We start from the raw sequence: 21,799 nt of genomic DNA on the forward strand, positions 1-21,799 counted from the left end.
CTTGACCGCTTCGATCTTGAATTCTTCGGGGTAACGCTGACGACTCATGGCACCTCCTATTTGGGCCTCATTATGAGGCTTGGAGGTGTCTACGAAACCAGGGGCGATTCATAGGCTAGGTATAACAAGGCTACTAGCGCCTCGGAATATCCGCGAAGCTCGCGACTGCAACGCGAGTCGCCGATAGATAACGATGTGCGGGATTGCCCCCTACAAAGCCCACATTCAAGACCGCAAGATAGGCACGAGAAGGTAAAATATCCGCATCTTTGAGACCGATTCAGGAGCGTCTGTAGCGTATGCCTCATCTGCTAAAACTCCCTCAAAATCGGGCTGGCCGCGACTTTGTCGTGGGTGACATCCACTTCAAAACCCGGGAGCTTCACAAGGCCCTGCAAGCTCTCGGTTTTGATAAGTCTGTCGACAGGCTGATTGCTGTGGGAGACCTCATCGACCGAGGCCCAGGCATGCACGATGGGTTGAAGCTTTTGGGCGAACCATGGTTTTTCACAGTGAAGGGCAACCATGAGCAGATGCTCATCGACGCCTATCGAGCTAACCCACACCTACCCTACTCCGCTCATGGCGCCCGGTGGTGGCTCACGATTGATGACGAGTCCAAGCCCATGGTTATCGACAAGCTGGATAGCTTGCCGCTGGCTATTGAGGTGGAGACTGCTCAGGGCGTGGTCGGTGTAGTGCACGCTGATGTGCCCGTGGGGCTGGCCTGGAATGAATTCACCCAGAGCCTCGATAACCCACAGATTCAAGATGTCGCGTTGTGGGGGCGCGAGAGGATCAAGAAGCATCATCGCGGCGGTGTTCCAGGTGCCTGGCGTGTCTGTGTCGGGCACACCTGGATTCCGCATTCTCTGCGCCTCGGGAATGTCCTTGCCTTAGATGTCACTGGCGGCGGGGATGGCCCTCTGGCTATCTATTCGCTGCAGGACGACGTCGTTTACGTGGATGGTAAAGCCTCGGGGCTCGACCATGCAGAGCGTCTCGGTGAGCAACTGGAAGAGCTTGAGCAGTCGATCATCTCACTGAAAACTCTGGCGCACGCCAACAAGCTCATTGAGGCTCAGATCGCGAGTCGCGAGGCTGAGGCCCGCGCTCAGCAGATCACCTCTACCTGGCTCAATCTGGCCGACGAAATCGCAGGGATGCAGCAGTTCATGAATGCGTTGCACGGGTTGAGTCTTCTGTCTGGGGAACGACGAGCATCCAAGCTAACTGAACTGCAGGCGCGGTATGCAGGCGCTCCAACAGGTGATTTACTCAACCGACTGTTCCGTAGCGGTAGTGATTGAGTTGGCAACCGCTAATGTCGACCCTCAGACGACTTTCGAAGGCTGATGCTTTTCCTCCATTCCGACATTCTTTTGCATCTATATGCCTCGCATCGTACTCAGTTCAGCATCGAGTTGCGGGCACGCTTGGCTCGTTGACGAGATGCTCAGGTAGCTGCTAAAAGCGCTGGAGGGATATTTAGGGGTACTATACACATTTGGATTGGGCCTACCTCACTGCAGCGCGGCCCGAGGTGTACCATTAAGATCAGAGCTATAACCCACTTGAAAGGAGCTCAATATGGCAGTAAAGCCAAAGGCTTTTAAAGAACTTTATGGCAAGGCTGCAGGACGCTGTGCAATGTGCAAAGGCTTTGCGAGCGTATTCAAAGAAAAAGTATGCGAGATAGAACTTAGCAATAGAAACCTCTCCGAAGCCGCACATGTAATTGCCAAAAAGAAAAAGGGGCCTCGCGGGGAGGATGGGTATAGCGGAAACATTGATGATTACGAGAATTTAATACTGCTTTGCCCAACCCACCACAAGGCAGTAGACGACAATCCTGATAAGTTCTCCAGTGATTGGTTACGCCGCAAAAAGAGGGAACTTGAGCAGTGGGTTGAGAATAACCTTGCTCCAGACAACCGCCGTCTTCATGACGTTAATTGCCTACGCATGCTGATGGAGGTTCTAGCATTCACCCAAATACGTGGCCAGTGCGAAGACCTACCCGACAGCTTCGATTCCAATCTTCTCGAAGTCGGATCAATTTTAGACGAATTTTGCGTAGTCGCACCAGATGCAAGACCATTCTTTGATGGGGAATTAGAATCGAAATTCCACGACTTTGAAAGCTCATATTTTAGCTTAATCAAAATCCTAAAATCAAACATTGAAACAAGCAAGAAATATTTCATACCAATCTACAAGGAACAAGTTAGACGAGGCCACAAAACAATAATCCCCCTAAACAAAGGAGAACTTTACGGCCACGAAAAATCATTTGAAATATGCGACAAAATTAAAGCAAAAAGAAACCAGTTCATTAAGCACTACCTTTCACTACTTGACCATTTACGCTTTAACTACACAGAGATCGGTCTCCGATCGCGGTGAGCTTTAAGATTTTTCTCAACTGAGGCTCGCTGATTAGTGCATATCAATTTACTGGCAAAAGAGGCTAACTACCGATGCAGCGAGCCAGGCTAATTCGACACGGAGAGAGCGCAGCAAACGCAGGCCAAGCCAGTCGAGATCATGCAAGCATTCCTCTCACCCCGCTTGGCTTGGAACAAGCACGCGTTGTCGCCAGATCATTTCCCGTGGCCCCCGACGTGATCATTGCTTCACCTTTCGCGCGAGCACAGACCACCGCCCAGGCCACTGTAGCAGCCTTCCCCGCGACAGTAGTTGAGACGTGGCCAATCCAGGAGTTCACGTACCTTGCACCTGAGCGCTGTATTGATACGACGGTAGCCCAGAGAAAGAACTGGGTCGACACATACTGGCTGAAGTCCGATCCCGCCTATTGCGACGGCGCCGGAGCGGAGTCATTCCTTGATTTTGTCGCTCGTGCCCAAGCTTTCTTGGATCGGCTTGAGGAGCATCCGGCCAGTGAAATCGCGGTGTTTTCTCATGGCCAATATTTGAACGCAGTCGCGTGGCTGCTGGAGAAGAAACCTCGAGTTCTGGATGGCCAGGCGATGCTGGATTGGCGTACTTACGAGATTGAGAATCACATTCATAATGGCGGTGGGTTTTCACTATCCAAGATGGCCGGCGACATTTCATGGGTGCTGGGGCACAGAACACGCCTAGCCCCCCTCTAGTGACAGCACTCGACCTTGCTCGACTTGATTTACCACCGGGGCCCCTGCCTGAGCGGGCCCCGGATTGAATGGTGCGCTACTCTCCCCACCAGGTCGTCATCACTCGCTGGATGACCGCCCTGACGAACTCTCTGAACAAGGCACGTGCGGCTGCTCTGCCAACCATTGCCCTACCGATTTCCGTCCTTGCATTGCCCTACTCCTCATCATCTTGATTTCAGTTAACACGCCTTCGTCAGAAGGTCGGTATTTCCCGCCTACTCAGTGAGCGGCATGGATGTGGCCAATGATGTCCCCTTGAAAAGAGGGCTCTGAGGAGGGGTTTGCATGGTTTTCACGCTTCGGCTGAGAGCTGAAGGAACGTGCAAAACCCGAGGATGTGCGATGTGTCCAGAAGTGGATTGATCGCAGGTCGCATAGGGGTATGCATTGCCATCCCTTCTCCATACCTTCGCTTATTGATGCAGAGCCTCATTGTTGAGAAGATCAGATTTTGGACTCGGAACTCGTAATGGAAAGAGAAAGCGTGGCATTGGCAGAGGTCAACTTCTTCCTGATGCACCTGAAGCAACGGGCCCTGATCTGTTACTTTATGGTGGCAAGCGGGATGATCACCTTGATTGCCGGCATAGTGATGCTGTTCGTAGGAGTTACCGGTGACCAAGTCATCTGGCTCGAGTCTCAAAGCATCAAAGTCACTGCTGGTGGTTTTGGCGCAATTACTATGCTGACCAGCTTAACCTGGGGTTACTTTGCCTATAAATCTCGGCCTGACATTAAGTATTTTGGCCCAACCCGGGGCATGACGTTGACGAGAGAAGAGATAAAGCGCGGCGAGCGATTGCGTGCCGAATCTGAGCGTGACCGAGAGGCCAAATAAGCCCGTCGATTATCCGCCTAACTACCGGAGCATCCGGTCAGGGACACCCGACCAGCAGCCAGCTGGATGGGTAATTTTCAGTTTAAGGACAACATATGTTCCCCCCCATGGCGAACGGTAACATTGAGGTCACTCCGACCGAATTTGAACACTTGGTCAAACGCTGGCTCCTCAGCCAGGGCGGTGAGCTAAGCTCGCTTGAAGTGACTCATAATGCCAAAGTCGAGGCTTACGACTCGACATATCAAATTGACGTCTTGGCAAAATTTAGAGCATTCGCCGGCGCAGAGTTCACAGTGCTTATTGAATGCAAAAAGTACCGGGGAGCCATCGAGCGCGAGCTAGTTCAGGTACTGCACGACAAGGTTAGATCTATTGGTGCTCAGAAAGGAATGCTTTTCGCGACATCAGGTTTTCAGTCCGGAGCGATCAAGTACGCCAAAGCACACGGGATTGCGTTGGTTTCGATTATCGACGGCGAAGCCATGTACCAAACTCGCTCTGCTTTCCCTGTACCGAAATCGGCAGGCCGGCCAAACCTTCCGCAATTCGCGCTCTACCACGTCTGCGAAAATGACGCAGGGAACATTTCGATGAGCTCGCTCGGAAGGGGCAACAACGAGCTGGCTGAAATGCTGGGAAATTCGGCTTAACAGCAAGGTGGCGAGCCGTTGCCCCGATAAACTCGGGGCACCGGCCTCCATACGGGAAGTAGAGGCTCTCCTGCTGTGGATGACAGACTTGGGCCATCCTCCGGCTAGAGCTTGCGCATAGCTCAGGCGTCGACTCCTACCGTCTGTGATCGCTAAAGAATGCTTGGTCTTTATCAATTTTCGCGGAAGCCCTTGGGAAACCTTTGCTAGCTGGCTTAGGTGGATCGAGGAACCAGTAGCAGTTGACCTTGGCCCGAGTGATAGCCACATAGGCTAGCCGCATTACCTCTTCGCCCTGGGCAAAATCATAGGCCCTGGCCTCGCCGTTCATGACCAAACCTGCCAAGGCGTAAGCCTGGTTTCGCCAGTTCGATGACGACAGCTGCTCGCAGTCACCTACAAGGAACACAGCATCTGCTTCAAGACCCTTCGAACCGTGATACGTCATCAATCGGATATGGTCGGGCTTTTTCTCCCACTTCGCCCGCTGCAGCGTGCCCCTTAGCTTCTTCGATACTTCATCCAGGGTGCTCCTGGATCGCGACAACACCATGACCTCTTCCCCGGCCTCATAGTGTGCGTTGACAAGATCCACCAGGCGCTGATCATCTCGCCGCCACAGCTGCACAGGGATGTTCAAGCCGATCATGTCTGGGTGCCCGGCCAGGCCGTGTTTGTCACCTATGGAGCGCGTGTGTTTCACAATGCTTTCGGCGGCATCGATCACCATTTGCTGTGACCTGAAGTTTTGCTGCATCAGGATTCGTAGAGACGAGGGTGATGGGAAATAGCTCTCGAACTGCTGGAAGAACTTAGGTGAGCTTCCTCGCCATCCGTAGATGCTCTGCCAGTCATCCCCCACGGCCATGAGCGATGGGTAAATCGGGCCTTGGGACGACCGGTACTCCACTCGTCGCAATCGTAGCTCTGTCAGCACGCCCCGTAGCCAGCTGATTGTGTTAGCCCCGCAATCCTGGAACTCGTCAACAAGCGTGACCATCTGGGATTTCAAAACGCTTTCGGGGAGCTTGCTGAGGTTTTCTTCAGCGTGTTCGCTGTACATGGCGAACATTTTATTGAAGGTGAAGATTCTTGGGCTTTGATCGGCCAAGAAGTCCTCGAAAGCAGGCCAGAACAGCCCCAGAGCCTCGAAGAACTTCCCGTCCATATCCCTCTTCGTGAAGCTCATCCCTTTGATGGCCTCAGCTACATCGAGCCCAAGGTTTTCAATGAACGATGCTGCACTGTGGAAAGCCTGCATGATGGGGGCAGGTTTGATATCTCCATCAGTTTGGTAGCCAAATTTTGGAACCTCAGAGACCTGTCCCCTGAGGGTTTCCAGCGAGCACATGGCCTCCTCGTAATTTGTGAAGTACAAGACCCGCTGCGAGTAGAACAGCCTAAAGAACAGCCGCCTCATGTTCATGGCGAGCGATAGCTTGGTTTTACCATCCTCCACCGTCACGGTGTCCGGCTCACTCCGGTCGACACCCAGCACCACTAAGGCCCGTAAGTCTTCTGCGTAACCATTCGCGTAGAAGGTTTCACCCTTCAACTTGATCGGCACGAGATCAGTCGTCACGCCAGGCATTGGCCAGTGCCCAGCCTTGTGCCAAAGTGCCTCAACGGCTTCGCAGGTTTCACGATCACGTCGAGAGCATTTCTTTATCACTGCGATACGTTTGGCGTGCTCAGGATCCTCAGGGTTGAGGGGTTCCCCGATGTAGGTGGAATACTTCACCAACTCAATGATCAGGTTGCGGAATTTTTCGTTGTTCTCGAACAACCGCTGATAGCAGCGATTCATTAGATCTAGCTGCCTAACGTTCAGCCGAACATCCAGTACGTTCTCAGGCTCCTCGTCCTCAGCGGTAGCGTCTTTGCTGAGGAATTCAAAGGCCTTGGAACCCTGGAGACTCGGCGACCACGCAAAGAAATCGAGAATGCGGGAGTGGAAAGTTCGAATAAACGTCTTGCCCTTTTTTTCGTCCATGGGAATTCCCCACAGATTGAAAACCTTGATGACCTTATTGATGAAATCAAAGCGAGAGTCACGGGTGAAGGTGACAACTGTGATCAAATCCTCAGGCACATTCAGGTAGTACCGAAGCACAAGCAACCTGAGCACCATTGTGGTGGACTTGCCACTGCCGGCGCCGGCCACAATGTAGGTCGATGGATGCTGAGAGAGGATCATTTCCCACTGGGGCTCTGTCGGCTGTTGGTAGTCCGGTAGCTTTGCCCGGATGTCGTCACGTATCCGTTGCTCGAGCTCTCGAGAAATAGGGAAATTGAAATTCTCAAAGAGATGGATGTCCACGCCAGGTGCGACATCTGTAGGCCGCGTACCAGGATTCAGCTCCAGTACGAGTTTACCCTCTTCAAGGCCCGCTTCGTGGCCGCTGTCGAACCCTTCTCGCAGGCCTTCCTCGCGGCCTTCTAGGTGACCAAGCTCCTTACCTACTTGATGACCTGCTTTGTATCCAGATGCGCTGCCGGCAGTCCAGGAGGCGGCATCATGGGCATTGATCCTCTTCAGCAACCACTGCGCGAAAGCGTGAACCTTTTGTTGCCATGTTCCATCGTCCGGTGCCAATTGCTCATGCGATTGGTCGTGTTTCGCCTTGTCATGAAGGGATGCTTTGTAACCTGGCTCGTTTAGAGAACTCACGTGTTTCCAGCCTTCTACGATTTCCTATCACCCAGGCGAGTCATCGCCCGCTGCTCTGAATTCATTCACCAGTGGTACTACATGACGACCTTGAGGTTCATCTCTGCTCAGCCGTGAGACCGCTGGGGATAAAGCACATTGAGGGGGAAGGTAGCACGGTGCCATACGCTTCTGGCAGGAATAAGGCTCTAGCTAGCCCCCCCGGAGACACAGATGCTAGCTAGTAGACACCGACGTTCAGCTCTTTTGCCGCTCATGGTAGGCTGTTAGCTGAATGGATAGCCTCCTATCGAGACAGACTACTCTCAGGACTGCAGCATGACGCTCAAAGCCTTCTTCGCCAGCGTGCTTCATGCTCTGCGCAGCAATAGCTAGAGCTGGGCAAGTCGAGCATCACCCTGGACAAGCTCGATCAGGTCAGTCGGCGGCTGGAGCTCAGCCCGCTTACCCTCCTCACCCTGACACTCAGCGAAGATACTGGTAAGCCCCCCTTCTGAGCTGATCTCCAAGCTGCAGTTAGAAATCGCAGATCTGCTGCAGGAAGATGGCTTGCCCGGCCTTCGAGTGATCCCAAAGATGGGCCACCAAGTGCATCGCTTGCCCCGTAGAGCCAGGAGCGGTCATGAGTCGAATTGCATGCAGGCAGAGCTCGCCGTCGCGGATTGATCGTCCGTATAGCCTTAGGGCATGCGGTAATAGCGCTCTGCCTCTGAGCCAAGGTGCAACGCTTAGCGCTCCCCCCTGCAGGGACAGCTGTCGTGAACCGCACCTTGGCTTCGCCAGGTTCCGGCCCTAACGGGCTTCCATCTTCTCGCCTCTAGCCCATCGTGGGCCGGCGCACTCCGCTTGCGGTCGTTTCTGATACTCGAGCATCCTCCCTCCCGTCAAACCAACCTGGCGATGCCCTTTCCGCAGCCTGTTGCGGAGTCATTTTGGCTGACTTATGATCAGGCCAGGCGGTGATGGTCGCCTGGCGCCTGTTTCGCGAAGCAATAGCCCATCGTAGATACACCTTTTCGTTTTACATCGGCATGTCCCTAACCAGACGCTGCCCGGTGAACAGGCAATCGGTAACCAAAGCGTCGAATGGTTTTGGAGACTTTGCTATGTCCGATTTTTCCTCTCTCAGCATCATCAAATCGCAAGCCAAGCAGCATGCTCGTGAACACGACATGAAGCTTTCTGCTGCCCAAGAAGCGCTTGCGCGTCAGGCAGGGTTCGAGGAGTACCACGAGCTCGTTGTCGTCGCCCGGCGAAACCCCATGGATCCTCGGCTGATGCTCGCCGCCTTTGGCGTGCGTGATTTCAAGGACGCGATTGACGAGGACGATGTGTTCTCCGAGCTGGATCAAGAGCTGGAGGATCTGCTTTCCGGCCCCATGGCCGAGACCAACGCCAGCGAATTCGCTATCGACGAATACGAGGTGGAGTCAGCCGCCTATGACGATGCGACTGGTGTGCTTAGGTTGGACATGTCAATCACCTGGAAAGGTAAGCAGGATCCTGATCGGGTCTACTACGGCACGGCTTTCTTCCTCCAGGCGGAGATTGATCTGATTCGGCGGGATGGCAAGTGGTCGCTTGGGGAGGACGGTGTTTCCATCACCGGCAGCGAAACGGATGCAGACCGTGATCGCAGGGATGAATGGGAGTACATGGCGCAGCAGCAGGCCGCTGAAGCCGAGGAGACTCGTCCCCGGAGTAGCATGGCGCAAGCGCTGGCGAGTGAGCTCCGGATATCCCTGGAGGATGCAGAGCTTCTGGCAGACGCGGAGGTAACCGCGAACACCTCGGATGACGGGATGATCTACAGCTATTGGGTGGACGTTGAACCGTATGCCGAGGGAGCCCTGCGGGCCGACCTGCTGGCCCGGTTCGGTACCTTGGAGTTCGAGCTGGGCGTCAACTTCTTCGACGACATCCATCCTGACATGTGAGTGAACTGGGGTGGCTGGCTGCGGACGCTGGCCACCTCCAACTCCGTCCATACCTTCTTCGCCGGGAGGCTTCAGCATGCAGGTGATCAGCGCAACGCAGGCAAGCCGGCGTTTCTGGAGAATCATGAAGCTCCTGCAGCAGGGGCACTCATTCGTGATCACCAAAAACGTTAAGCCGGCCTGCAAGCTTGTGCCGCCTGAAGCGCCGTGACATGCGCACGGTATGCGGAAGAATCCGCAAATAAATCCAAAAAAAAGGAGGAGACATCCTCGCTGTAATCCAGGCGTGTCGAGGACTCCAGGAATTTCCTGAATCCGCAAACTTGCTGGCTCGCCCCTCCGGGGACAGCTGTCGAGCACCAAACCCTGGCTCCACCCGGTTTTGGCCCTACTGGCTTCCATCCTCTCGCCTCTGGCCCTTCGGGCCGGCGCGCTCCGCTTGCAAATTTACCAACAAACACAAAGACCACTGCGATCCACTAATGGACTGACTGCCCAAGCGTGCCATCCTTGTGCAACTGGTAGTCGATGACGGTTTGATAAAGGTGTTCAGCCTCGAGGCGGAGCCTTTCGATCTCCCCTGCTGGTCGCCCCTCCTCCACCGCTTTCTGGTGGGCCCGGATGGCTTGGAGAGCCTGCTGCAGTAGCGGCTCGCCGGCTTCTGCCATACCCAGGATCGTTCTTTTCACTGCGACCTCGTACTGGATCTGTGGGCCCGATGGGCCTTCAAGTGGTCGAGCTCTTGGTGCCACACCGTCACAAACTTCTCGAAGTCGCGCAGATAGGGCCCCTCTGCCAGGCGGGTAGACCCGACACTCGCCGCTCGGAAGCGCTGCAGCCACGGCTCAGGGATACTGTCCTCAGTGATCAGCTGGACGCCGTTGTGGAGCTTGGTGATGACGACGTCGACGAGCTCCTGGGCGGAGAGATGGTCACCACTAGCGATGTTCTGCAGGCCCTGGTTAACCTCGTCGAGTTCAGCCAGCACCTTTTCAGCGCGAGCGTCTCCAGGCTGTAGATTGGCCAGTGCCCACAGCGCTCTGCGCCTCGCAATCTCCAGGCTCCGCAGTCGATGATCAATCGTCACATCACTTCTCCCTGCCGCAGGCGGACGTCACAGGCCAAGTTCGACTTCTAACTGCGAACCCCGCAAGGTGCGGGTGAGCTCGCCTATCGGCAGTCTTGCCAGGATCCCATCGGCGAGGTCATTGGCATGTCGGGCGTACAACGTGACAACACCTGGTACAGGCACGCGACCTGGAACGATGGCCCCGACTCGCACCTGGGCAATTTTCAGTATATTCACGACATCTGCGGGTAGCGTGTCGGTCGACAGGTGCTCGACGGTCGGCCTTGCGGGAGCGCTCGCACCGTCCCACAGATCTACAATCGTTTCCAACAGCTTTTCGGGGACGAAATACGCCAAGGCGATTTCCCACAGACAGCCTTCCTGGGACAACTCAAGGCGGGCCCTAGTCATTGCAGAGGTTCCAACAGATGAGGCTCTTTCTCGATTGTGAGTTCACTCAGCTCACCGCGCAGGCAAAGCTGATCTCCCTGGCTCTGGTTGGCCAGGATCGCCGGGAATTCTACGTGGAAGTGATCGACGCGTGGCGAGAAGAGGACTGCAGTGATTTCGTGAAGGAGATCGTGCTGCCACAGCTCTGGGGCGGTGAGAACGCAATGCCAATCATCGAAGCCAGGTCGGCACTCCTGCGGTTCCTGGCAACCTACGATGAAGAGCTCGAGATTGTCACTGACGCACCTGCCTACGACTGGGAGCTGTTTTGCGAGCTCGCCTATGACGATGGGAAATGGCCCCAGAACGTGAGGAATTTCCCCACTGATGCTACGACCCTGGTCGCGACGAATGATGGTGAAGAACTGCCTCACCATGCCCTGTTGGACGCCAGGATCATAGCAAGCATGTTCACAGCTACAGCGTAACCATCTCACGCTCAATGGATTGCCTGAGGTGCTCGGGCATGTTGTTGCAGACGTGGAAGTCGACTGGCACCCCCACCATGGCCTGGAGCTCATCCTCGAGCTCGGCGATGTCGAACAAGGAAATCTTGCCGGCCATTGCTGGAGGGATGGTGGCGAGCAGATCAAGGTCGCTCCCTTCGTGATCATCGCCTCGAGCGACAGAGCCGAAGAGTTTGGGCTCAGTGAAGCCATAGGTCTCGATCAGGCGTCGGATGTCCCCTTCCTTTCCTCGTATCGCGTCAGTGGGCCTCATGCCTTTCTCCTTGAGCCACAGGCGCTCATCGATGCCCCCGGTGAATCAGCATTTTGGTGCCCGCCTTTCCGGAGCTCAAGCGCCTCATTAGACTCGGTATAGCGATGCGAGGTGTCCAAGCCTGCTTTGGTAGGGCCCCATCCGTAGGGCCATGAACCGTTAAGTAGTGGCCCCACCCCAGGCCCAGTTACCGCCCACGACAATGAAAATCTCGGAGGTGAGCCCCCGATTGGCAAAGGCCTTCTTTACAGAGTTGCGCACAGAATCGCGGACTGCGCCCGCTCCCGATCCGTCAAAGAAGCCCATCGTCGAAGTGGTTGGAATCACCACGTTATGGCCGGCATCCGCCTTGACCACCTTGGCGAGCCCTATCCCCTTCAACTCTTCGTAAGCTTTTTCGTAGTCCTTCGATGACGCATTCTTCAGATCGAACGTGCAATACACGAGATAGCTCATGGATTTTTCTCCCCGGTGAGCTCGACTGCCGTAAGGTGGGCCCACCATGAAGCGGGCAGCACCTGGTTTGGTCTTCAGCTAGGCCAGGACTACTGCGTATGGCACAAGGTAGAGCAGTATTTGCAGCCGTTGGATTGGGGATAGACATTCCGAGCCTGGCGCACAGCGGTGGCACACGTAATGTGGTAGCCCAGGTCAAGACGGTTGTGAGGCGCTGGCAGATAAGTGCAGACACTGGTGTGCACTTCATGGTCACCATTGGCCTGCTTGTTCCGGTTCACGAAATACTGGGCCATGTCAGTTGCCTCGCTCTTTGTTCGACTGAGAAAGCACCGACCCCGCAAGGGCTTTGGTGGTGGCGTTGTACTTGTCGCTTTCCAGAACCCGACTGGCTTTGGTCTCCATTTCGGCACTGGTTTGCTTACCAGTGGATGCCTGCGACATAGCCGAGCCGGCCAGCTCCTTCTGGATCGCAGACGAACTACCGCTGCGAAGGACTTCGGAAGCCAGGGTGGCTACAGTGGAGGAGGTTTGCTTCGTATTTTTCGGCACGATGAAGTGCTCCTGTATCGATATTGGATCAAATAGGCAGGAGCAACCCTTGAGCGGAAAACCGGGCTGGATGGTTGACAGCCAGACTCGGTTTTTCTCTAATGCGCGTCCCACCAATGTCCGCATTGGCTCAGGGAAGGCGGTTATGCGTGCTCGGCGACCAAACTTTGCACGCATACCCGCTGCCTTTCTGAATCCGCAGCGTGCCCGCCAAAAACACAAGATGTGGGGTTTTTGGCGGAACGAGATACAAGATAATGGGGTCATTTTGGCAATGCAAGGTATCCCCCTTGTGGATAACTTGTGCGCAAATTGTTAGTTGGATCCCAAAATCGTGCTGTATGGATGCACAGCCCTTCAAACATGCGGGTTGCAGCCTCGTCGGGCTGTAACATTTGGCAATACTTTCCCGTTTCGTCCTCTACCAGAGCCCCGCGATATGGCGAACTTTCGCGACCGTGTCGGCCCTGAGCCTGCAGTTCGACATCTACATCCGTATGTTTGTGAAACCGAATGACTACTGGCCAAGGGAGTGCCTCGTCCTGGCTCGGATCGGCTTCATGAAGGAACGTGTTGGGCATGGTCGAGCGCTGGTGCAGCGCCTGGTGGAGTTGGCTCCCCAATTCGGCTATCGCTACTTGGCCATCGAGTCTGCCAATGCCAACGCATCAGCGTTCGCTGAAAGGCTGGGATTCAGCCCACGCGACAATGGACGTCACTGGATCGGTACGGTCGACGACGTGCAGAAAGCCTTGAATAGCTGATAGATAGGACGTGGTCAGCCAACGGCTCAATGGCCTTTCTCTGCCGGCCCACCCAGGGCTCGAAGCTGATAATCAGTGACGGCTTGAAAGCGATGCTCGGCCATCAACCTCAGACGCTCCAACTCCATCCCCACGACCCCATCAGCTTCGGCCTGATGGTAGACCTTCAGCGCCTCCACAGCCTCGGTGTACAGCTGGTGGTCGGGCATGAGCACCTTGCTCAGATCTCTTTTCACGATCTCTTCCTTTCGCCATAGCTATCCCACTCGATGCCATGCCAGCATTGCGCAATCCAAGCAACGTGAGTCAGAGAAGGATAGTCCATGAAGTACGTCAGGCTGATACGCCATGGTGAGAGCGCCGCCAACTCTGGCGAGGGCACAAGGGATCTCGCAAGCATCCTTTTGGCAATAGGCCTGAAGCAAGCCCAGATGGTCGCTAATTCCCACACGAGCGCTCCTGACCTAATCATTGCTTCGCCATTCTTACGCACCCAAGCGACCGCACTGGTCACCACGGCCATCTATCTAAATGCAGCTTTCGAGACCTTGCCTGTTCACGAATTAGTCCGCCTCTCAATCAGCGCGTTGGAACTCCATGCCCCCCTGGGCCTAGCTCCAAGGATTTAGAGCCTTCACTAAAAAATCAAAAACTCCTGCGAACTTGCACCCAAACAACTCACACCAACTATTAATTCCGAATCAATTTAAAAACTTGCAATCACAGCACCCGACTCAGCACAACCTCAGTCTACAAGAAGGAATCATGAGTAAATTCGACACACTGTCCAAGGGCACGATACATGACGCCCTTCCAGTCATTCGGAGAAAGAGCATCACTCAACCCAATATCAAGCAGGTAAGCTTCAAATTCAAAAGGGGACACATCTCTAAAATATCCCTTTCGCTGATCAATCACCAGAGATAGATGCTCTGCTGCAAGCAAGCTGTATTTCTCTGCAATGCCATAAAATTCAAAATGGTGAATGGCTCTCGCTCTATCTAAAGCTCCCCAATGCCTTGGTGGATCTGCATAATAACGCAGTCCATAGCAGTCTTCCCATGCAACCTCCGCAAACACCCAAACCTCATTAAAAAAACATTCATCATCATAATAGGGATGAATTAGTTGCTTAAAAGCACTCTCCGCCACTGGACTCCCCTTTTCCGTGTTGCAATCACGGCAAGCTGGAACCAAGTTGTAAGGACAGATAGAAAGCCAAGGATAGCTAGACTTTGGGAGGTAGTGATCTATGTTTTTGGTAGCACCAACACTCCCACAGCTAGGACAGAATGAAGAAGACACTATAAGTGCATCATAAATCGCGCGACCTAGTTTGCGGTTGACCATGCCTGCATCGTATAAAGCGATCAGCTCACTTTTTGTCACCTGACCTATGACCAGGTCATCATTTTTTCCGCCACACTTGGGAATAGCATACGTAACACCTGCCTGAGCGTGCGCATCATAGAAGCCTCCACGACGAATCACCTCAAGTGAGATATCCGACATTCTATTCAGACAATCGGTGTCACGAATTGTAGATGCACAGGCAGTGAAGACTTGCGCCGTATCAAAGGGAGGAAGGGGAAGACGTCTCAAGCCCACCCCCTGGAATCACGGTTTGAAATCAAGGCTCTCAACACAGCTCGAGCCTCATGGCCTAAGCAGCCATCAAATCGGTTCATGATTTCATGGTAATTAAGCCCTTCCGCCACAGCCGCTGCGAGTAGGGCTCGGTATCCTGTGTCCGCTCCCTCGAGCCCAAAAACCTCTCGTGTGAGGACTCCTACATTTTCTCCAAATGTCTCAACATCAGGGCGTATTGCTGAAATAGCCTCGCCTCTTCTGTCTACTTTCCACACACACGAGCGAGGAATTTCCTGAATTACAACAGGAGAGTGAGTAGCCAAGATAGCAAGGCCATTCCTATCCGAGAGAAGATCACTAAGAGCGCGTACAAATGCAGATAACAATGGTGGGTGTAGATGGCCTTCAGGCTCATCTATAAGCACTAGCGTTTTTTCCTCTACCGCCTCTACGAGCTTCGTGATTGATAACAAAACAATCGCATGTCCGGAGCTAAGCGACCAAAATTTCTGCCGTGCCTGTTGATCCAACACAGGCCCTTCCATTCCAATTAAATCAACAAGACCAACCTCCTTGAAGTTCTCATCAGACTCCAAGGTTTGAATCGCATTCAGCCATCTTAATTTTTTTTGATTATCTTTCAGGCATTCCAGCAAGCTTTCGCAAAATTCAACTCGCAACCGCTCCCGACTCTTAAGCGCCCCCTCATAACCAATGCTTGCCTTAAGACCTATATAGTGAATAAAAGCACCAGCATTTTGCTCTATCTGCTCGACAGGTGGCTCAAATGGATCAAAAGCACTAAACGAAACTAGAACCGCTCCACTGAAATAATTAGCATAGAGCGGGCGAATTCCTCGCCAATCACGCTGATACAGACAAGGCGGCACATTTCGCCTGACCGCCTCAACAATGGCGTTGAGCACCGTGGTTTTACCCACTCCATTGCGGCCAATAATTGCATGGATATTGCTCGGCGGGAGCGACTCAGAACTCACATCAAAATCTAACTGAATATGGGTAAGACCATCTCTCGACTCGCCGACATAACAAAATGCATAGCCTACATGCACATCCCCTCCTCTTAGCACTCGCCTATATTGTGAGCGCACACTGCCCAGGCTTACACCTCGAAGGAGGGATGTATTAAATACCTCTTCAACAACTGCACGATTTAGTATCTCCTTGAAGGCAACAACATCTCTCAACCCCATCAAATACTCATCTTTCATGGGCGAAGAAAGCTTTGATATCTCTTCATAATATTCAACAGAAACTCCAAGCGAGAAAAACCGCGCCGGGAGAACTTCAAACTCCGAAGGCAACTGCGACCAGGTTGGAACTCCCGTTTCCTGACGTTGAAATGCGATCTTTACTTGCCCTAGTTCATAGTAAGCGGCGCCACCATCAACCAGCACACTGCGGAACATAGTAACAAAACCATGATCATCCCATTTATCAGCGATCAGAGCAATAAATCGCCCCACATAACCTGGGAGCTCTGCACCTTTTTCAATAACTATAAATCTCATAAGTCAACCCATGACTATTTCAGTCTAGTAGATATAAAATCCTAAGCCCCGCCGAATAATGGCTCTTAGACATCAGCCACAGCATTTGTATCACCCATGCGGAGCTAGATCAATTCAAATCACCCATCTCTAATGGCATCAGGCAGGGCAGTCCTGTGCAGTCGCTTAATCAGCTTTCAAGCTGTGGCGCTTCAACTGCGCCCACTTTAGGCTTCGAGGCAGAGCGTCACAGATTCCACGGCTTCTGTGTACATAGGGTGGTCGGGCGGCAACACCTGGCATTAATCCATCTTCGCATATCGCTCGCCATGTAAATATCACGCAAATCAAACCATCGTCGTGCAATTCAAGCAAATTAATCATGAAAGATAGTCGATGAAGAATTTGAGGCTGATCCGATACGGCGGTTTGTTACGAACACAGGTCACTCCACCAAGTATCACACGTGCATCGCCCTAACCGCGAAAGGCTTGGAGCAAGGCCGAAAAATCTCTCTGTCACTCACGATTGCTCCCGACCTCGTTGTTGCCGCACCATTCCTTCGCGCCAGGCAAGCGCATAAGTTACGGCAGCCCTTTCAAGGGCCAAACGATGCATGTGCTAGAGAGACTATGAAATGACCTATTACCTCGTAAACGGTCTCGTGCCTGCCCTCTTGTCACGCCAAGGCCGGTGGACGGTAAGTCGTCGATAAAGCCAGCGAATTACAGGTGCTTATCGGAGTCGCCCTTGACCGGCTCTTCGAAGCCCGGTTCGCCAAAGGAGCTGCACTTGTTGCCACAGTTGTGGGGATCGGGGTTGGCCTCTAGCAGACCTACCTTTGGGTGACGGGAGGGTAGCGACAGCTACTGCGACTCCGTTAGAGCCGCTGCGTGCCCACCCTCTATTTACAGTAGACAGTCCAGAGCTCGTCCATTTTTGTGGACTAGCTTTCGCTCATCATATCGCGCCGCAAGCCCCAGGAAGGGTCGACCGGCACACTGACCAAGTGCATGGTGCCTCGTCCCCAGCGGGCGCTCACAGTGTCTAGCCCCCCATAAGCTTCTCACTGGCCACCGGTTGAGCTGATGCGAACAGATCAGCCGTAATCTTCCCCCGCCGGCTCAGTTCGAGAAGCAGCCCCTCCGCCTTGCTGTATCGAAAGCCTTCTCGGCGAACGCCCTCTATGCCCTCCAGGGCGCCCTTGGTGAGCAGACGGCGTCATCGGTGGGGTACGACACCTTAACAACCACACCATCCGGGTACTTGGCTCGGCGGGGTTGTACATGCCTGTGCGGATGCCGATCCGAATGCGCTTACACAACGACTCTTGTGCCTAAGGTTTTTCAGCGGCACATGAGGCGTATGTTGAGGCAGCTTCCTTGATGGAGGTGAGATCTGTCAGCCGCTGGCCAAACATTCTGCTGCAGCAAATTTCCTGCTTCGGCGGGTTGGGCTCATCGAGCTTTAGGCACGTGGTTATTGGCTAATCAAGCACCCACCACTTACTCCAGCGCTTCCCCCGGCGCGAATAGTTAGCCCGACTGACTCGAGGAGCAAGGCCAGACGCGCTCCCCTAAGATCATGAAACAAACACTACCCTGCCAACCAGTACACGTAATTAAATAGAGCGTCTATCTCGGAGAAGTTTTTTAGCCCCAAATCAGTCTGCACCCTTTTAACGTCGCGACAAAACTCTTCATACAACCCTGGCGACACATTCGACTTCAACGTACTCAGTGGATATTGATTGTAACCCGCAACCATCATTCCACTTACCGCATTCTGATTCATAACCGCGTACCGCTTATTATCCAGAGCGTGCAATATCTCTGTTAGCACGTTGATTCCGGCACGATCTATATTCACGAAATGATTGTGTAACAATTCGAATGCTTCGCCCGGAGTTGCTTGCTTCAGCCTCAACACATCTGCAAGTGCGCTGACAAAACGCCTTGCGTTTCTGGATACGATACCCTTGCCGCGATGTAACCCCCCAGAATGAAAGCACCTAAGCAAACTGTCATATGCGTCAGAGAAGTCGCCGCTCGACACCTTACCTAACTCTGCGATGCCTTTAATACGTTGCCTGGCCATGCGCCGAGCACGTGCTCGCTGCGTCCGCTGAGCTGTAAACCCATCAACAGACCCATCTGCCTTCATATCTGCTAGCCGGACTGCCAACACATCCAAACTACGTATTTCACCCCGACTGATCTGACCCGCACGCCTTTTCGCCATTTTACGCCAAGCCTCGTGAATAGCATGGAGCTTTGCGTAATGGTCAATGCCTGCCTGTGTTGCCAGAACAAGTGTCCCGTCGTTGATCAAACTATCCAAATGCTCTTGAATAGATGCCATTAAGTTACCTTGAGGGTCACTAGCTACCACCGATGCCTCATAATTATTGCAAAGACCACCAGCAGTAAGGTTCGCCGAACCTACGATGACTCGGCATCCTTTCGGCCCACGCACTCCATACACTTTTGGATGAAAGGTGTAATCTGTATTGCTGATATAGAACTGCATGCTTTTCTTATTTTTTTTCTGTAGCCCAAGCAGTCCATTCAACATCGCCGGATCGGTCACAAACAAGCTCAGGCCAATCGCCACGCGAGCTGTCATACCACGAGCAATCGCTTGTTTGAACGGAGTCAAGAACGTGTCTTTGGCAGAGAGTTTTGCGAAGGCAACCATGCACTCTAGATGCTCAGCATCGGCCAGAAAACCGCCAATTTCATCGCTATGCCCCGAATCCTCGAGGTTCAGTAACAGCTTCAATTCCTTTGACATTTTTTCGCCCTAGAAACTATTTTTCAAAGGTGAGCTTAACAAATCGCTCGATCCGAATCTCGACGTAATTGCATCGAACTCGCTAGGAACTTGCGCATGCGAGCCGTACTGGTCTGTTCAATGGAGATGCCGATGTCATAGTGTCGACAGGTACGTACTCACTGCCTTCGCCTAGACGTGTCGCCCAAATAGAGAGATTGTTCCATGTGACACAACGTCACGCCGCAATGGAGGAATGTGGGGTCGAGATTTGTCACGCTTCGATGGCGCCCGATTTCGACGTGCTATGTTTGGGCTATCACCCAAGGAGCGGAAACATGGATCAGATTACCCACCTCGACGATAGCAACGAGCGTTTGGCCCGTATCGCGGATGAGCTTGAGCAGCAAGTAGCTCCGTGCCCCGCATCCCGGTTGAGGTTGTTAACCTGGGTCACCGAATGGGTAGGTAGTCAATCAAGATTGGCCGAGCTTGAGCAGAGTTTACCAAGCATTCCGCAGAGCCTGGTTTCAGCTTACACATCTTGGATTCACTCAAACGGTGGCTGATAGCCCGTCGCTTCCAATAATCTTCACGGCTTTTTCACATGCAGTATGGGAGCGTTAGCTATCCCTACGTGTGATAGATCTTGCCCGCCTAGCAGCGGGCTTTCTTTTGCCCGCAATTACCCTCATCGCAGGGCGGCCCAAGAATGTGTGATCGCTGGCATCTGTGCAAAGCGAACACCAGAGTGCTGATTTTGACGTCTATGCCACCTGCTGCACAGCAGGCCGCTGATCGGTCGCGAGTCGTCTTGCACGCCCCACTCCCCAAGCCAACGCCCGAGTCATCGACTCACCTGGCCGAGAGTCGAATGCCTCTTCGTGAAGAGCCATGCCACAGCCCGCATACACACCGATGAACATCTGTGTTTGGCCAGTTCGGGAAAGCCTCACCTGGACATCAATCGAGGTGCCGTCATCCAGCTCCTCGTCATGGCTCCGGTGATGAAGCACAGGATCAGCCCAAGCCCAAAAAACTTCACCGCGTATACGCATGCCGCTCTCCTACGACTTTAGTCTTATAGTCCATCAACCATAGCGCGGGATGATGACGTTTCAACCCTCCAGGAGATTGGCTGCCCTAATTCAGACAACCGGCAGAAAAACCTTACAAAACAGAGTCCTATGCATACGGCACAGATGCTGATGCACCATTAATTAGGTCAGCAACCGCACCTGCCAACCCTGTAAGCATCGCCATAGAAAAAGCCCCCATCCGGGGGCTTTAGCAAAAGGTTGAGCGTGTTACTGGGCGAGCCAGCCTTCCACCACATCGGAGCCGTATTCGGCTTTCCATTCCTTGAGCAGCTTGTGATTGCCGCCCTTTGTCTCGATGATTTCGCCGTTATGCGGGTTTTTGTACTGCTTCACCTGCCGCGCACGACGCGGGGCCTTTTCAGCTGCAGCAGGAGCAGCAGTGCGGCGGCTGGCCTGCGGATCGAGGATGTTGATGATGTCGCGCAAGCTGTAGCCGTACTCAGCCAGCAAGGCACGCAGTTTGGTCTCAAATTGGATCTCCGCTTGCAACTCAGAACTGCCTTTCAAGGCTTCAAGTTCTGCCAGTTGGGCTGCGAGCTCTTGCTCAAGCTTGCGGAATTCTGCGAGACGAGACATAGGTAATCCTTGGATAGTTTTTAGGAAACAGTTTGACATCCTAACCCATCGAGAACTGTTTTTTCTCTGAGCATGACACTCAGGACTCGAAGAGCTCATCCAACGTAACGAAAGCTGCTCCAGTTTCAGCAGCTGCCCGCACCTTACGCTCGATCACATCAGCAATAGGAATTCGTCGACCTAGTGCCTTGTAGATGTCCTCACCGGACATGCAGATCACCTTTCGGCCACGACCGAATGCCTGCAAACCAACCTGTGTGAAGCCTCCATAGCTAATGAACAACCCACGGGCCCATGCAGCTTTCTGATCCACCTTCCCGTGAAATCCATGGAGCTCATTGGCACCAATGGGATCTCGCACCCATTTCGCCTCGACCAGGTAGGTCTCGTTTCCGAGCTGGAAACTACCGTCAATTTGTTCACCAACCAGCCGGAACGGTGCACGCGCCTGTAATCTCGAGCTGTCGAACAAGTCCTTCAAAAAACCTTCGAAGGCATAGCCTCGAGTATGGGGAGGCAGCTCTCGAATTTCATACAGCCGCTTTCTCAATGTGTCGTAGAGCGGCCCTTGATCGACAATAGAGGCAGCGGCAAGCGGATTTTCTGTAGCAGCGCCCACCTGGCCAGGCGTGCGAGCCGACTCGAGAAGCGATAGAAATCTACCTTCAGCGTTGGCGATGGCCTCCTCAGCTTTGGTCTCCTCTAGCAACGCTTGACGATACCTCCATAGAGCCTCCAAAACCCGGCAAGCTATGGGCCGATCTACATTTTGTAAGAGGTATCGCAAGCGCCTGGCCTTGGAGGTACCGCCTTTCTTGAACATCTCGTGATCGATGTCGATGTTCAACTCCTCGAGAAAAAACAGCCCCATGGTTCGGTCGGAGAAGTCAAGGACATACCCTTGCTCCATGTCAAAAATCGAATCGAGGAACTTCATCTCGGTGGACTTAAAATTCGCCATACCCTTCCCTTCTCTTGC

26 protein-coding genes are annotated in these 21,799 nt (G+C 53.4%); 11 read left to right on the top strand and 15 right to left on the bottom strand.

The annotated features are described in order from the left end of the window. Window positions 1-299 precede the first annotated feature (299 nt). The 5 genes from HU750_RS15735 (at window position 300) to HU750_RS15755 (ending at window position 4,652) form a co-directional block, all read left to right on the top strand. Entirely contained in the window at window positions 300-1,310 is a 1,011-nt protein-coding gene (locus tag HU750_RS15735; RefSeq protein WP_186681040.1) for a metallophosphoesterase, read from the top strand. Between the two features lie 280 nt (window positions 1,311-1,590). Further along, window positions 1,591-2,406, top strand: a complete 816-nt coding sequence (locus HU750_RS15740) for an HNH endonuclease signature motif containing protein (protein WP_186681042.1) — start codon at window positions 1,591-1,593, stop codon at window positions 2,404-2,406. A 74-nt stretch (window positions 2,407-2,480) separates the two neighbouring features. Then, complete coding sequence (locus HU750_RS15745; protein WP_186681045.1) at window positions 2,481-3,119, top strand: histidine phosphatase family protein; 639 nt, start codon at window positions 2,481-2,483, stop codon at window positions 3,117-3,119. Between the two features lie 511 nt (window positions 3,120-3,630). Beyond that, on the top strand, window positions 3,631-3,999 hold the full coding sequence (locus tag HU750_RS15750) for a hypothetical protein (protein ID WP_186681047.1): 369 nt from the start codon (window positions 3,631-3,633) through the stop codon (window positions 3,997-3,999). Window positions 4,000-4,094: 95 nt separating this feature from the next. Next, window positions 4,095-4,652: a restriction endonuclease gene (locus tag HU750_RS15755; RefSeq protein WP_186681049.1), complete on the top strand. Its 558-nt coding sequence runs from the start codon at window positions 4,095-4,097 to the stop codon at window positions 4,650-4,652. Between the two features lie 136 nt (window positions 4,653-4,788). Here HU750_RS15755 and HU750_RS15760 read toward each other — a convergent pair whose 3' ends face one another. Next, complete coding sequence (locus HU750_RS15760; protein WP_186681051.1) at window positions 4,789-7,323, bottom strand: UvrD-helicase domain-containing protein; 2,535 nt, start codon at window positions 7,321-7,323, stop codon at window positions 4,789-4,791. Between the two features lie 1,106 nt (window positions 7,324-8,429). On the opposite strand from HU750_RS15760, the gene HU750_RS15765 reads away from it, so the two are divergent. Next, on the top strand, window positions 8,430-9,260 hold the full coding sequence (locus HU750_RS15765; RefSeq protein ID WP_186681053.1) for a hypothetical protein: 831 nt from the start codon (window positions 8,430-8,432) through the stop codon (window positions 9,258-9,260). A gap of 76 nt (window positions 9,261-9,336) precedes the next feature. Then, entirely contained in the window at window positions 9,337-9,471 is a 135-nt protein-coding gene (locus HU750_RS15770; RefSeq protein ID WP_186681055.1) for a type II toxin-antitoxin system Phd/YefM family antitoxin, read from the top strand. A 268-nt stretch (window positions 9,472-9,739) separates the two neighbouring features. Here the strand turns inward: HU750_RS15770 and HU750_RS15775 are convergent, their stop codons facing one another. From HU750_RS15775 to HU750_RS15785, 3 genes are read right to left on the bottom strand one after another with little or no spacing between them, the layout of a single operon-like run. After that, a complete protein-coding gene (locus tag HU750_RS15775) occupies window positions 9,740-9,949 on the bottom strand; it encodes a hypothetical protein (RefSeq protein ID WP_346010850.1) in 210 nt (69 codons plus the stop codon). Continuing rightward, a complete protein-coding gene (locus HU750_RS15780) occupies window positions 9,946-10,347 on the bottom strand; it encodes a hypothetical protein (RefSeq protein ID WP_186681057.1) in 402 nt (133 codons plus the stop codon). The genes HU750_RS15775 and HU750_RS15780 overlap by 4 nt, the downstream gene beginning before the upstream one ends. Window positions 10,348-10,374: 27 nt before the next feature. Next, complete coding sequence (locus HU750_RS15785; RefSeq protein ID WP_186681059.1) at window positions 10,375-10,740, bottom strand: hypothetical protein; 366 nt, start codon at window positions 10,738-10,740, stop codon at window positions 10,375-10,377. A 17-nt stretch (window positions 10,741-10,757) separates the two neighbouring features. Between HU750_RS15785 and HU750_RS15790 the strand changes: the two genes are divergently transcribed. Further along, on the top strand, window positions 10,758-11,207 hold the full coding sequence (locus tag HU750_RS15790; RefSeq protein WP_186681061.1) for a 3'-5' exonuclease family protein: 450 nt from the start codon (window positions 10,758-10,760) through the stop codon (window positions 11,205-11,207). On the opposite strand, the gene HU750_RS15795 is transcribed toward HU750_RS15790, so the two are convergent. From HU750_RS15795 to HU750_RS15805, 3 genes are all read right to left on the bottom strand, one after another. Beyond that, entirely contained in the window at window positions 11,197-11,499 is a 303-nt protein-coding gene (locus tag HU750_RS15795) for a nucleotidyltransferase family protein (protein WP_186681063.1), read from the bottom strand. The two genes, HU750_RS15790 and HU750_RS15795, sit on opposite strands and share 11 nt — an antisense overlap. Window positions 11,500-11,658: 159 nt before the next feature. Then, window positions 11,659-11,955 carry a hypothetical protein gene (locus tag HU750_RS15800; RefSeq protein ID WP_186681065.1) on the bottom strand — a complete coding sequence of 99 codons (297 nt, stop codon included), beginning with the start codon at window positions 11,953-11,955 and terminating at the stop codon, window positions 11,659-11,661. A 297-nt stretch (window positions 11,956-12,252) separates the two neighbouring features. Then, on the bottom strand, window positions 12,253-12,507 hold the full coding sequence (locus HU750_RS15805) for a hypothetical protein (protein ID WP_023128610.1): 255 nt from the start codon (window positions 12,505-12,507) through the stop codon (window positions 12,253-12,255). A 458-nt stretch (window positions 12,508-12,965) separates the two neighbouring features. Here HU750_RS15805 and HU750_RS15810 point away from each other — a divergent pair, with 458 nt between their 5' ends. Then, window positions 12,966-13,271, top strand: a complete 306-nt coding sequence (locus HU750_RS15810) for a GNAT family N-acetyltransferase (protein ID WP_186681067.1) — start codon at window positions 12,966-12,968, stop codon at window positions 13,269-13,271. A gap of 26 nt (window positions 13,272-13,297) precedes the next feature. Here the strand turns inward: HU750_RS15810 and HU750_RS15815 are convergent, their stop codons facing one another. After that, window positions 13,298-13,507 (bottom strand): hypothetical protein, encoded by a 210-nt coding sequence (locus HU750_RS15815; RefSeq protein ID WP_186681069.1) that lies wholly within the window; start codon window positions 13,505-13,507, stop codon window positions 13,298-13,300. An 87-nt stretch (window positions 13,508-13,594) separates the two neighbouring features. On the opposite strand from HU750_RS15815, the gene HU750_RS15820 reads away from it, so the two are divergent. Continuing rightward, window positions 13,595-13,900 carry a phosphoglycerate mutase family protein gene (locus HU750_RS15820; protein WP_186681071.1) on the top strand — a complete coding sequence of 102 codons (306 nt, stop codon included), beginning with the start codon at window positions 13,595-13,597 and terminating at the stop codon, window positions 13,898-13,900. Window positions 13,901-14,021: 121 nt separating this feature from the next. Here HU750_RS15820 and HU750_RS15825 read toward each other — a convergent pair whose 3' ends face one another. The 4 genes from HU750_RS15825 to HU750_RS15840 all read right to left on the bottom strand — a co-directional run bounded on the left by HU750_RS15825 (window position 14,022) and on the right by HU750_RS15840 (window position 19,165). Then, window positions 14,022-14,873, bottom strand: coding sequence for an HNH endonuclease (locus tag HU750_RS15825; RefSeq protein WP_186681073.1), 852 nt, complete (start codon window positions 14,871-14,873; stop codon window positions 14,022-14,024). Then, window positions 14,870-16,393, bottom strand: coding sequence for an AAA family ATPase (locus HU750_RS15830; RefSeq protein ID WP_186681075.1), 1,524 nt, complete (start codon window positions 16,391-16,393; stop codon window positions 14,870-14,872). Before HU750_RS15830 ends, HU750_RS15825 begins: the two co-directional genes overlap by 4 nt. Window positions 16,394-17,318: 925 nt before the next feature. Next, window positions 17,319-17,387 (bottom strand): hypothetical protein, encoded by a 69-nt coding sequence (locus tag HU750_RS27585; protein ID WP_514132424.1) that lies wholly within the window; start codon window positions 17,385-17,387, stop codon window positions 17,319-17,321. 581 nt (window positions 17,388-17,968) lie between these two features. After that, the gene (locus HU750_RS15840) at window positions 17,969-19,165 is read right to left on the bottom strand and encodes a phospholipase D-like domain-containing protein (RefSeq protein ID WP_186681077.1); all 1,197 of its coding nucleotides are present in this window, start codon (window positions 19,163-19,165) and stop codon (window positions 17,969-17,971) included. 317 nt (window positions 19,166-19,482) lie between these two features. Between HU750_RS15840 and HU750_RS15845 the strand changes: the two genes are divergently transcribed. After that, window positions 19,483-19,713 carry a hypothetical protein gene (locus tag HU750_RS15845; RefSeq protein ID WP_186681079.1) on the top strand — a complete coding sequence of 77 codons (231 nt, stop codon included), beginning with the start codon at window positions 19,483-19,485 and terminating at the stop codon, window positions 19,711-19,713. 198 nt (window positions 19,714-19,911) lie between these two features. On the opposite strand, the gene HU750_RS27195 is transcribed toward HU750_RS15845, so the two are convergent. The 3 genes from HU750_RS27195 to HU750_RS15855 form a co-directional block, all read right to left on the bottom strand. Beyond that, window positions 19,912-20,202 (bottom strand): hypothetical protein, encoded by a 291-nt coding sequence (locus HU750_RS27195; protein ID WP_108190524.1) that lies wholly within the window; start codon window positions 20,200-20,202, stop codon window positions 19,912-19,914. A 249-nt stretch (window positions 20,203-20,451) separates the two neighbouring features. Further along, a complete protein-coding gene (locus HU750_RS15850; protein WP_186681081.1) occupies window positions 20,452-20,820 on the bottom strand; it encodes a histone-like nucleoid-structuring protein, MvaT/MvaU family in 369 nt (122 codons plus the stop codon). Between the two features lie 79 nt (window positions 20,821-20,899). Next, entirely contained in the window at window positions 20,900-21,781 is an 882-nt protein-coding gene (locus HU750_RS15855; RefSeq protein WP_186681083.1) for a restriction endonuclease, read from the bottom strand. Window positions 21,782-21,799: the final 18 nt, after the last annotated feature.

Origin of the sequence: Pseudomonas sp. SWRI50 (genome assembly GCF_014269095.1) — a bacterium.
Lineage (GTDB): Bacteria > Pseudomonadota > Gammaproteobacteria > Pseudomonadales > Pseudomonadaceae > Aquipseudomonas > Aquipseudomonas kermanshahensis.